The sequence below is a fragment of the uncultured Dokdonia sp. genome (assembly GCF_937910895.1).
In the GTDB taxonomy this organism is placed as follows: domain Bacteria; phylum Bacteroidota; class Bacteroidia; order Flavobacteriales; family Flavobacteriaceae; genus Dokdonia.
In genome coordinates this window covers 12,210-25,037 of sequence record NZ_CALEMI010000051.1, presented here as the reverse complement: position 1 = coordinate 25,037, position 12,828 = coordinate 12,210, and the positions used below count along the sequence as shown (strand labels likewise).

Sequence of the window (12,828 nt, the reverse complement as noted above, 5' to 3'; positions counted from 1 at the left end):
TATCTGAAGCGTAGGCTATTCTAAATAGACAAATTCTAGATTTTTTGCAACCTCTCTCATCCTAGCCTTCTCCCAGAGGGAGATGGGATTGTTTTGAAGTAAAAGTAGCGCACTCCAAAGTACAAACTATGAGTTTCCCCTCTAGAAAGAGGGGATTAAGGGGTGTGTTATCATTATATACATCTTTAAATTAGAAAAATATAGTTCTGAACATTCCTTTCAGTAACACCTCCCTAACCCTCCTTTCTAGGAGGGAATAACAAAACATAAAGTAACTTTTTTTATAAATAAGCTTTCGCGAAAATACACTCAGAATGAATTTCTTATCTTAACCATTTTGTATATTTGAACTATGAACGTACGTTTGACCAAGGAGCAAAAAATAAAAGTGCTTAATTCGCATGACATCTACTATGTGATGCAACAAATCTTGTTGCGTGAAAACAAAATACGAAGAAACCAAGAACACTTTTGGGTGGTTGGGTTGAATAATAGTAACAAAGTATTGTTTATAGAATTAATTGGCTTGGGTGCTGTCAACCGTGTAAATGCAGATCCGCCGGATGTGTTTAGAATGGCGATCTATAAATTGGCGGTCAAAATGGTGTTGGTACACAACCATCCGAGTGGTACGTTAGCCATTTCTAAAGGCGACACCACCTTTACAGACCGTATGCTTAAAGTAGGAAAACTCATTAACATAGAAGTGATAGACCACCTGATTATTACCGACGAGTCTTATACAAGTCTTGCAGACAAAGGCATTATGGACGAACTTAAAAAATCTGGTTTGTTTGAGGTTGTAGGTCCTGAGAAAAAGGCACTAGAAGAATGGAAAATAGAAACAGAACTAAAACGTGCTCGCAAAGAAGAACGCCTAATCGTTGCTACCAAAATGAAGAAAGACGGTGTTGAGATTGATATCATAAAGAAATATACGGGATTGCCTGTTTCTGCTATTGGGAAGTTGTAGGGGGGGTTGTTTGATGGGAGTTGGAAAAAGTAATGTGATGTATTATTATATGCTTTCACAAAAATGTGGTTAGGAGAACTTCACTAATAATGGCAATATATTCGTATAAAATTCTCACATATTTGAATTACGCTACACTACCTATTTTTTTGCAAAAATTTTCTAAGATAAAATCTAGGAAATAATTTCAAAATTTTCAATGATTTTTTTCTTTCGTACGTCTCTAATTTTATCAATTATTCCCCATTTGACTTTTACATTCAAATTACTTTCATTAATTATTTTTTTAAATTCAATTTCTATTTTCTCTAGAGGTGTAAGATCAATGTTTAACAATAAAAAACATTGCATAGCGTATGGCCAAAATTTATAATGATATTTTCGGTATTTTAGAGAGAGTTGACAGTACTCTATTGCCTCATCATATTTAGATTTCCAATTATTCTTGTAAATTAACCAAGCAAGATTGTTCATATAACGTCCTTTATCATAAGTAGAATTACTAATGTCGAAAGCTATTTTGTAATTTTTATAGCTTTCGTACATATTCGAGTCCGAAGTAGCATTACCAAATAAATTATAATACTCCGAAGACCTATCCTTAATCTTTTCTAATAAATCTATGGCATACGATTTACAATTCCCTTCTGACAATGCTCGAACGTAATGTAATCTTATTGAATCTGTAGTTTTTGAACTTATTAAGTCAATATTCGGAATAATATATTTATAAATTCCATCCTCATCAAATTTAATAGCAACTGTAATCATTACATTCAAATAAGGAGTCATAAATATTTCACTCTTATCTTTCGTAGAAAAAATATGTGCTAGTACCCTAGTAGCATTGTGTTTGACATTATTTAAAAATGATTTAAAATAAGCGCCTCCAATACGAACAGTTTTTTTATTTAAAAATCTATTTACCAATGAATACATATCATAATCATTGTCTTTCAAACCACCCAAAATTGCTATAGTAATATCAATAAACTCTTTTTTTTCAGTTATTTCGATAGAGTTAACGAGTAAGTCATTCTGTCTAATTTTCTCATCCTCTACATATTGAATTAAATCTGATTCGGGATCTATCTCGAGATTTTCATAAGAGGTCGAAAGCATATTCAACATTTCAAAGTAACGCAAATCAATGAGCTTTGAATCTGAATTAATTTCTAAACAAATTCTTAAATACTCTTCTAATGACTTTTCAAATTTTAATTGACTATCCACAAGGTAGAGTCGAACAAAATATGTGCATGCCCATGCTTTGGCTCTTTTATCATTGATTTTATTTGAATCGAAAATTTCATATGCAAGTTCAAGTAGTCTCTTAGATTCGGTGAACTCTTCTTTATAAAAGTACGCTACAGCTAGCCTTGTATTATTTATAGCTAAGGAGTAATCTTTTTGTATCAAAAGGGTAGATTTATTTAACTTATTTAAAATATTTATCGCTTTATCATACTCTTTATTTTCAATTAAATACCACGATAAATTGGAAATGAAATTTGAAATAACTTGCCAGCTTAATTCTGACACAGAATAATCTTGAACTACTATTTTATTTATTTTACGAAGAATTATTTCTATTGCAGTTTCTGATTGTCCTATTGTTGATAGTAGCTCAGTATAAAGGAGAAATATTTTAAGTTCAAATCGGATAATATTCTGAATTTTCTTTCCTTCTCTCAGGTTGAAATTTGGAGTAGCAAACAACTGTGATCGCAATGTAGTTAATGATTCTTCATAATTCCCTACAACAAAATTTGCGTGCGCATAATGATATTTTAACCAATTTACTTCGTTCGATTCACTATTTTTAATTTGGTAGTTTAAAATAGGTATAATTTCCTCATACATTCCTTCTAACTTATAACCTTTCATACTCTTTTCAAGAACATATTCTGCATCTAGGTAATTTTCAGCTAAATGAAAATACTTGATAGATCGTAAAGATAAAAGTAGTTTTTTCAACCTGTCTGGTTCAAATTTAATTCTACCCCGAAAATAGGAAGCAATTGTACTATATATATCGTTAATGTTCTTTTTATCATTAGTACTTCTATAATACTGAGAGACCATCTCATTCAATTTCAATCGACCATCTTCAAACTCAGATAATACAAGAGGCTTGTTAAGTGACATTTCTAGATCATCATTATCTATATTATATTTACTTCCTATAAAATTTAACATATCTCTAGGAAATGTGCCGTCAATATGGCTAAGACAGATTAGGCTTTTAATGTGTGATGCTTTTAGTTTAGTTTCAATAAGTTTTATCCATCCTTCAACTCTTTTAGTAAAGTTATTATTTATAACTTTTGAATTAAAATCCACTATCGTATCACTTGAGATCAAATATTCAATAAGTCTTGGTAAAAAATTAGTAGATTTAAATAATCCTGACAAGTCTATTGTAGAAATATCAAGGTATTTTAATTTCAATAATTCTTTTACCTCTACCTTAGAATATCCATCTGGAAAATGAAATTTCACATAATCATAATTACCACTCATTTCATTGTTGTCAATATTTGAGATGCAAATAATTTTAGCCGAATCACCAAACTGATTCATTGATCTAAACAATTCAATAAACTGACTATTGTCTACTTTATCAAAATCATCCAAAATTAAGACACTTACACTATCATTTAAATATTTTATTAAAGTTCTTATTCGAATTTGTCTCGATTTTCTTGTTATTGGAATGTTTAAATCATAGAGATTATTAAGAACATCAGATTCAGATTCAGATTTTGAACAGGTATACCAAATATAATTTTTACTATCACATAACCCGCTTCTACAATAATTATTAATAAAAGTTGATTTTCCTGAACCTCCTATTCCTTGAACTTTCACAATTGAGTTACTCTTTAAAGTTTCGTTGAAGTGCTTACTCAATTCATTTCGATCTATACAATAAAATGGTTTAAGTGGTAAATTCGCTAAAATTATCTTATTCTTTTTATTACTTGGTATAAAATCACCAAACCGTTCTTCAGAGGGTTTATCCATTACTTATTAATATTTTATTGATTGCTTAATTTCCTTTAATAAAGATTGGAAAAATCTATCTCGAGCGTCAAAATAGTCAAATATCACTTTTTTTATGGCTCCTTTATTGAGAATTAAATCACCAGATAGTTCTTGAATTACTAGTTTGATACTATTATCTATGTCCTCTAGTATTTGCTTTGGATAATTATCATTATTTGTATTTAAATAATCAAAAACTAAGCTTTGATTATTCTTAAAAAAATCAACCTCATTAAAAAGATTTAGAAAACTTCTTTTTATTACTCTCTTTTCTTTCAAAAATACTTCTTCCGTAATATCTCTGTCTTCTATTGTATTTATAAGTTCAAATATCTGTGCTGCATCTACTTCTTTAAATTTTTTTTCAATATCTACAAATGAACTTTGCATCAATTTTATGTTGAATTGCCTAACAGCAAACATCTCATCTTTAAAAGCTCTTTGTGTATTCGCCTTCTCGACAAGAATTGTAATATACCATAGAACGACTATATTGGCTATTCCTGAAATAGGTCCTAATATACCTCCAAAATATCCCCCAACAGATGACCAATCACTCAGATCGTTTGAAAATGTTGGTGGCCAAACAAAAAAATGATAAATAAATATTATTATTGGTGCAACAAATACTACCGATAGAATAATGAAAAGTAATATTAGCCATTGTTTCTTATTCATTTTAAATATTCTTATTGTATATAAATTAACAAATATTTGCCAAAATAACAGCTAACATCTTAAATATTTGATTAATAGCTACTTGTTAAATATAATCTATTTTAACAAGTAAATATTAATAGAATTACGTAATTGATTAAAATTAAATAGAATAATTCCACATTCCACACACATTCCGCTTCTTAAAAACAGTATTCCTCTCAAATTCAAAAATACCCCACCCCCAACAAATATCCTTACGGAAACCCGTAAACACAACATAAAGATTATCACTACAGCCTTTCGCGAAAGCGAACCCAAAAGAAACACCCAACCACAACCCCACTTCCAAATTCTTACCCTTCTTAAAAATTCCTTAATCCCTCTTAAAAATTTCCCATTTAATAGTACTTTCAACAACATAAAAAGAATTCAAACAAAAACCCGACAGGTACTGAAACAAGTTCAGCATACAGCGGAATGAATTCAACGTTCAATGTTGTGTACGTCTTACAGACTTTACAAAATTGAGTTTCACTAACAAACACAAAATATGAATCAAAAATCACTACTCTCACTACTTCTGGTATGTTCCCTGTGCTATGTCACCATCGCACAAACGGAGTATCGTAATGAACAGCAGGTCACTGCGGCGCTTAAAAGCATGGCCTCCCAACACTCAGAAGCCCAACTCACCTCCCTGACCAAAACCGTAGGCGGCAAAGACATCTGGATGCTGACCCTTTCTGACGGCGCTCCAGAAAGTCATCCCGGGATTGCCATTATGGGCGGTGTACAAGGAGATCACTTATTAGGCACCGAGATTGCCCTGAATATGGCAGAAAACATCGTTACCAACCATCCAGAAGTTTTACAAAAAACTACCTTTTATATTTTCCCCAATCTAAGCCCAGATGCAACCGCACAGTATTTTGCAGCGACCCAATTTGCCCGACACGGCAATGCGACCAAAACAGATGATGACCGTGACGGACAGGTAAATGAAGATCCGTTTGAGGACTTAAATGGTGATGGCGTTATTACCATGATGCGGATCGAAGACCCGACAGGGATTTATAAAATGCTAGAGGAAGATAATCGTATCATGGTCATGTCTGATCCTAATCAAGGAGAACGTGGTACCTATGACCTCCTCACCGAAGGGATGGATAACGATAAAGATGGTGATTTTAATGAAGACGGTTTGGGCGGTGTCGCGTTTAATAAAAACTTTACGTTTAACTTCCCGTATTTCACACCCGGTGCTGGAGAACATCCCGTGTCTCAGGTGGAGCACCGCGCCCTACTCGACTTCTTATATACGCAATGGAATCTGTATGCGATCCTGACCTTTAGTGATGAAAACAACCTTTCTACACCGCTTAAATACAATAAATCAGGCGCATCAAAAAGAGTCATCACCAGTATTCTAGAAGATGACGAAGCCATTAACGCCATGCTTTCAGAAACTTATAATAAATTGATCCCGAACACCAATGCGCCGGATGGGAGCGCTCAAGGCGGAAGTGCGTTTGAGTGGGCATACTTTCATTTTGGTAGACTCGCCATGAGTACACCCGGATGGTGGCCTCAAAAATTTGAAGGTGATTCTATAAACAAAGCACCTAAAAATGAAACCGCAAATTTCCTAGCCTACGCAGAAGCTGAAGGGATCAAAAATGCGTTTATCCCTTGGCAAGAAATACAACATCCCGATTTCCCGAATCACAAAGTAGAAGTCGGCGGCATCCGTCCGTTTCTCATGAAAAATCCTCCGTATGCCCTCGTGGATAGTATTGCCATCAAGCACACGGATTTTATCCTGAAAGTAGCCGAAATGCAACCAGAATTACAACTCGTGAATCTTAAACAAGAAAAAGTCGGCGCAAATCTTACCAGAATCACCGTCGATCTACATAACAATGGTCTCTTGCCTACCCACACTGAAATGGGTGAAAAATCTCGCTGGATGCGCAAGATTAATGTGTATCTAAAAACAAAAAACAACCAACAACTCATTTCTGGGAAACCACGTCAGGTGATTGAAAAAATAGATGGAGACGACACGATTACCCTGAGTTGGCTGATCCAAGGTTCTGGAAATGTGACCGTAGAGGCGACGGTTCCGCAGGCAGGAACCGCAACAAAAACCATCAACTTATAAACGTATCTCATGAAAAAATATATCCTTACAACCGTATGTGTGCTGGTGGTTTTTGCTTTCGCGAAAGCGCAATCAGCCCAAGACATTTTTCAAGCGGCAGGAACCCCTTCCAACCCAAAGGTGAACGTCGCTTTTAACCAATACTACACCGCCGAAGGACTCGCAGCCATCGGTAAAAAAATAGCCGATGCACATCCCAACTTAGTCAAGCGGATGTCCATAGGAAAATCTACACAAGGCAGAGATATTTGGATGCTCGCCATCACCGATTACAGCACAGGAGACGCCGATCGGAAACCAGGTTTTTATCTGGACGGAAACATTCACTCCAACGAAATTCAAGGAGGAGAAATCAGCACCTATACGGCTTGGTATCTCACCGAAAGCTTCGGAAACGTACCGTATATCACAGAAATGTTGAAGGATCGTGTGTTTTATATCGTGGCAACCATCAATCCAGATGCACGTAATAATTATATGAAAGAACCCAACACGGGAAGTAGTCCGCGAGCGGGAATGATTCCGTTAGATGATGATAGTGACGGCCTTTTTGATGAAGATGGGTATGATGATTTGGATGGCGATGGATCGATCACACAAATGCGTCGTAAAAGCACTACAGGCGATTATATTTTAGATCCGAGAGATCCGCGAAAAATGATTCGCATCCAACCAGATGATGTGATTACAGGACAACGTTATGAGATGTTAGGACGTGAAGGAATTGATAATGATGGGGATGGTCAGATTAATGAAGATACGCCAGGCTATTATGATCCAAACCGAGATTGGGGATGGAAATGGCAACCTGATTATGTACAACGAGGTGCGTATAAATATCCGTTCTCCGCACCAGAAACCAGAGCCGTCGCCGATTTTGTCAAAGCTCATCCAAATATTGCGGGTGCACAGAGTTTTCATAACAGTGGCGGAATGATCCTAAGAGGTCCTGGCGCCGAAGAAGATGTAGAAACCTACAACCGTGCCGATGTTGCGATTTATGATGCCATTGGTAAAAAAGGAGAAGAGTTATTACCAGGTTATAATTACCTGACGGTGTATAAAGATTTGTATTCGGTGTTTGGCGGAGAACTCGATTGGTTTTATGGCGGTCGTGGGATTTATACGTTTACCAACGAAATCTTTACAGGTTTTGCCTATTATAAAGATAAAACTAGAGGTCGCGATCAGATCTATGATGCAGGGAAGGACTTACTATTAGGCGATGGCTTTACGCCTTTTAAAGCCTATAATCACCCAACGTATGGCGAAGTAGAAATCGGCGGATTTAAAAAGAACGTCGGTCGTGCAACGCCTGGGTTTATGCTGGAGGAAGAAGCACATCGTAATATGGTGTTTGTGTTTTATCACGCCTTTCACATGCCACATCTTTCGGTAGGTGATGTGACGGTAAAATCCTTACCAAACGGTTTAAAGGAAGTCACTGCCACGATCGTTAATGATCGTTTGATGCCCACCCACGCAAGTCAGGATTTAAAATACAACATCGAGCGCCCTGATTACATTACCCTTTCCGGCGGAACTGTACTCGCAGGTATGATCGTCAAAGATGCCGATTTTAATGTGACAGAAGAGCAAAAAAACACCCCTGAAACCATTCACGTTGAAAATATCCCTGGCAATAGTACTGTCATGGTTCGTTGGATTGTTAAAGGTGGCAATACCTTTAAAATCAAAGTCGATAGTGCCAAAGGTGGGGTTGTGGAGAAGAGTGTTAAATAGAATTTAGATGTTAATAGCTAGTGAGTTTCTTTGTATGATTTTTTACAAAATTAATAAGGTTAACTAGCTATTTGCATCTTGTTCATTTTCTTTGCTTGTCCAAAGAAAACGGAACCAAAAGAAAAGACACTTTTTCTTAGGTATTTTTTCGCTTAAAGCGAAAAACCGTAAAATGCTTCCTAAATTTTTTCCAAGGCTTCAAAAATTTTTAACGGAAACATCTTACTATACTGGAGAAAAAGAAGAAAAAACTTAATAATTTATTACATTTTAGTACGTAATCACCACTTTGATGGTTCGTCATTTTAGTTTTTCAAACTAAGCCTGTCGAAGTTTTACACTTTTGGTGGTCAATCGTAAATTGACCTAAGAAAATTTTACGTAAAAAATGAATTGAAGCGAAGGGTTAAGCAAAAAATGTCGCAAGATAAAAGTCTGTAAATGACTAAAAATATACTATGTTCACAATGATTCTTAAAAAGCCATCACTTTATTTTTGTGCCTTGGTAAAAGAAATTTTTAGTAAAAGCTTCTTAAGTCTTGATTTTTTTGGTTCGTTTTTCATCAAGGAAAAAATAAACACATACATTTTAATCGGACACTATTGAATAAAAACAAAACTGTTCGTGCCCGTTCGAGCGCAGTAGAGAACTTATGATAAGCAATTTATTCTTGAGAATATCTTTTGACTGTCTTCAAGGTGGCATTGTCACTAGTTAAAAAAATAAGCTCTATTTTTATTTTTCTAAATGTCAAAGAAATGCACGTGTCTACAACCTTAGATTTTGAAATTCTCGTCAGTATGAGTTATGATGAACAACCTGAATAATGGAATGAATACCGAACAAACGGCCATAAGAACTATATACTTCAGCATCATTGGAAATACAGTTCTAGCCATCGTAAAAGGACTTGCAGGTTTCTTTGGGAACTCTTATGCGCTCATTGCTGATGCCATAGAATCGACGACCGATATTTTCTCTTCTTTACTTGTTCTATTTGGTTTAAAATATGCAAAACGACCCGCAGATAAAAATCATCCATACGGACACGGAAAAATTGAACCGCTCATCACTTTTTTAGTGGTTGTTTTTCTTGTAACATCTGCAACCATTATTGCTTATGAAAGCATCCAAAACATCCAAACACCTCATAAATCTCCCAAATATTGGACGTTAATTGTACTGGGGTGTATTATTTTATGGAAAGAAATCTCATTTAGAATCGTCATTAAAAAAAGTAAAGAGACACATAGTTCTTCGCTTAAAGCAGACGCTTGGCATCATAGAAGCGATGCAATTACGTCTATGATGGCATTTATCGGAATTTCTATCGCTTTAATATTCGGCGAAGGATATGAAACAGCTGATGATTGGGCTGCGTTGTTTGCTTCTGCTTTTATTCTTTACAATAGCTATTTAATTTTTAGACCCGCCTTGGGAGAAATTATGGATGAGCACTTATATGATGATCTTTTAGAAGAAATTCGCGAAGAATCTATTAAAGTCAAAGGTGTTCTAGGGACAGAAAAATGTTTTATTCGAAAAGCAGGAATGAAATACCACGTTGATTTACACGCAATTGTTGACGGAGAAATATCGGTAAAAGAAGGACACGATATAGCACATCATTTAAAAGACCATTTACGAATGGAAATACCCCATTTAGGGCATGTATTAATACATATTGAACCAGACAAATAAAAAGCAATATATTCTATAGAGTATACCTAATCTTAATAGCTATAGAAATTCTCAACGATACTCAAACGGATATTCTGATTTAATACGTAATCGCGGCAGCGATAGCGTGTCCTTGTAATTTCTCTCTTCCAGATAAAAAGCTGAGTTCAATCAAAAAATTACATTGTACGACTTCCCCACCAAGGGCTTCGATTAATTTGACAACGGCAGCGGCTGTACCTCCTGTGGCGAGGACGTCGTCGTGTACTAAGACTTTGTCGCCTGGTTGGATAGCATCTTCGTGAATTTCTAAAGTATCGGTTCCATATTCCAGTGCGTAGCTTTGTGATGCTGTCTTATATGGTAGTTTTCCAGGTTTGCGCACGGGGACAAAACCTACGTTTAATTTTTCGGCGAGTACGCCTCCAAAAAAGAAGCCTCTGGACTCTACGCCTACCACTTTATCTATCTGCTGATCTCCGACGAGTGCTACTAATTCTTGGCACGCTTTCGCGAAAGCGGTGCGATCTCCCAATAAAGGAGTAATATCTTTAAAAATAATTCCTGGCGTTGGAAAATCTTGTATATCACGGATGTACTTAATTAGTTTCATTTTTTTGTAAAAAGTATTTGCCAGCAAGATAAAAAGAAATATATTTGCACCCCGAAACAAACAATTATTATTTTGTTGTTTTGGAAAAATAAAGGCCTCGTGGCGCAACTGAATAGCGCACTTGATTACGGCTCAAGAGGTTACTGGTTTGAATCCAGTCGAGGTCACTAAACGGGATTTTTCAAAATCATTTTGAAAAGTCCCGTTTTTATTTGCTCCTAACTTATCTGAAATAGAGGCCATTGCGCTAAAAATTGAGTTCACTCTAAAAGTTCGAAGTCGGTCGTTTTTAAAGTCATACCCTATTCCTTCTGGAAAGAGCATAAATTGAAGTGAGCGCTTTACTTCAATATTACCTGATTGCCACAATGACGGGAGATTCAAGGCGAAATTCAAAGCTTTGTCAATCGATTTTTTGAGGTTCGAACTATTAAATCCTGAGTTTGAAACTAGCTCCGTTATTTTGTTCTTTTCGGACTCAAGTTTTGATTTGAATTTATCGTATTGAACCTTCGATATTTCTTCAAATACGAAACGTTCTTCCAACCTGTCAAGTTTAACATCCAGCTCCGCAGCTTTAGTATTCAATACCTTTGCTTCATCTATCTGCTCTTTGTTTAAATCGATGAAAGTCTTCTCGATAATCTCTTTAAGAGGTTCTATATACTTTGCATCAGATAGTGTGTAGTTTTCCAAAAGTGCCATAAATGAACTATGAAGCTTTTTTGCGCTTCGGTTTTCTCTACTTCCAGATCTTCTGTTCTTATAGTAATACAAACCTTTCTTTTTAACAACATATCCTGTGTAGGGTGTGCCGCATTCCGTTGATTTAACGAACATTTTCAACGGTAGATTTTCATCATCAAGGTTGTACTTCCTGCCTTCTTCTCTTGAGTTAAGAAGATTGTGAATCTTGAGGAACATTTCACGAGTGATCATAGGTTCGTGGTTACCTTGAATTACTTCTCCTGGTATTAGTTTGTTTACCATTAATCCGCAATAGAACGGATTTCTAAAATAATCACTTAGCTTTTTTGCTGAGAGGTCTAATCCTTTTCGCTTAAGTTTTTTGGATATCTCAACGTGTGAGGTGTTTAACATTGCTTTCCATTCAAATGCCTTTTTTAGAAGCTTTCCTTTTTCATTAATTACAAAGTTGGGTTTTTTTCCTTTTCCCGGATTCGTATTAGTATAACCGTATGGCCACGCTCCAGTCCAATCGCCTCTACGTAACTTTTCCTGCATTCCAGAAACGGATTTGTCTCTTCTCAACTCGTTATCAAATTGAGAAAACATATAATATAAATTCTGTTGGAAAGATCCTGCACTAGTTGAAGTATCTACCTCTTGAGTAGCAGATATGGTAACAATACCTTGTCTTTTTAGCTGGTCACTTATGTATGCTCCGTTTGCACCAGTTCGTGAAAACCGATCATAAGAATACACTATGATATATCCAATATCCTTTCGGCGTTTTACAAAGTTGAGCATCTTTTGAAAATGCTTACGCTCATCACTTTTAGCAGATTCATAAGTCCCACCAAAATACTCAACCACATCAAGCCCTTTCTTCTGAGCAAGTTGCTCACAGTACTTTAACTGCGTATCTAAACTAGCATTATTATCCGCTTGTTCTTTAGTGGATACTCTTGTATATATAACAGCATTTCCTGCTTGTCTGAGTGACTTGCTTTCGTCTTTACGGGCAAATTGGTTAAAGATGGATAAATCTTTCATTAGGCTACGTTTTGCTGAACTTGTTTGCATAATATGAGTGCAAACTGCTCAAGATTTTTAATTATTTCATCTGCCTCATCTTCGTTCACGTTCTCAAATCCCTTAAATGATTTGAGTCTCTCTACAGACATTTTATTTTTTGTTACTTCCTTATTATTCTCTTTTTTTACATCTATTGATTGCATTAATAAATCCGTGAATGCTATTCTAT

9 protein-coding genes and 1 tRNA gene are annotated in these 12,828 nt (G+C 35.5%); 5 read left to right on the top strand and 5 right to left on the bottom strand.

Annotation, left to right across the window (positions count from 1 at the left end; translation table 11 throughout):
* The first annotated feature begins 352 nt into the window (after positions 1-352).
* A complete protein-coding gene (locus Q0505_RS06215; protein WP_299210263.1) occupies positions 353-973 on the top strand; it encodes a JAB domain-containing protein in 621 nt (206 codons plus the stop codon).
* Between the two features lie 174 nt (positions 974-1,147).
* Here Q0505_RS06215 and Q0505_RS06210 read toward each other — a convergent pair whose 3' ends face one another.
* Entirely contained in the window at positions 1,148-4,000 is a 2,853-nt protein-coding gene (locus tag Q0505_RS06210; RefSeq protein ID WP_299210261.1) for an AAA family ATPase, read from the bottom strand.
* A gap of 6 nt (positions 4,001-4,006) precedes the next feature.
* Entirely contained in the window at positions 4,007-4,699 is a 693-nt protein-coding gene (locus Q0505_RS06205) for a hypothetical protein (protein ID WP_299210259.1), read from the bottom strand.
* Between the two features lie 532 nt (positions 4,700-5,231).
* Here Q0505_RS06205 and Q0505_RS06200 point away from each other — a divergent pair.
* The 3 genes from Q0505_RS06200 (at position 5,232) to Q0505_RS06190 (ending at position 10,288) form a co-directional block, all read left to right on the top strand.
* Positions 5,232-6,842: a M14 family metallopeptidase gene (locus Q0505_RS06200; RefSeq protein ID WP_299210257.1), complete on the top strand. Its 1,611-nt coding sequence runs from the start codon at positions 5,232-5,234 to the stop codon at positions 6,840-6,842.
* Positions 6,843-6,851: 9 nt separating this feature from the next.
* Entirely contained in the window at positions 6,852-8,585 is a 1,734-nt protein-coding gene (locus Q0505_RS06195; RefSeq protein WP_299210255.1) for a M14 family metallopeptidase, read from the top strand.
* 833 nt (positions 8,586-9,418) lie between these two features.
* The gene (locus Q0505_RS06190; RefSeq protein WP_299210358.1) at positions 9,419-10,288 is read left to right on the top strand and encodes a cation diffusion facilitator family transporter; all 870 of its coding nucleotides are present in this window, start codon (positions 9,419-9,421) and stop codon (positions 10,286-10,288) included.
* Between the two features lie 79 nt (positions 10,289-10,367).
* Here the strand turns inward: Q0505_RS06190 and Q0505_RS06185 are convergent, their stop codons facing one another.
* Positions 10,368-10,880 (bottom strand): adenine phosphoribosyltransferase, encoded by a 513-nt coding sequence (locus tag Q0505_RS06185; protein ID WP_299210252.1) that lies wholly within the window; start codon positions 10,878-10,880, stop codon positions 10,368-10,370.
* A gap of 93 nt (positions 10,881-10,973) precedes the next feature.
* Between Q0505_RS06185 and Q0505_RS06180 the strand changes: the two genes are divergently transcribed.
* Positions 10,974-11,047, top strand: a tRNA-Arg gene (locus tag Q0505_RS06180).
* On the opposite strand, the gene Q0505_RS06175 is transcribed toward Q0505_RS06180, so the two are convergent.
* Positions 11,013-12,617, bottom strand: coding sequence for a recombinase family protein (locus tag Q0505_RS06175; RefSeq protein WP_299210250.1), 1,605 nt, complete (start codon positions 12,615-12,617; stop codon positions 11,013-11,015). The genes Q0505_RS06180 and Q0505_RS06175 overlap by 35 nt on opposite strands.
* Positions 12,617-12,802 (bottom strand): hypothetical protein, encoded by a 186-nt coding sequence (locus Q0505_RS06170; protein WP_299210248.1) that lies wholly within the window; start codon positions 12,800-12,802, stop codon positions 12,617-12,619. Before Q0505_RS06170 ends, Q0505_RS06175 begins: the two co-directional genes overlap by 1 nt.
* Positions 12,803-12,828: the final 26 nt, after the last annotated feature.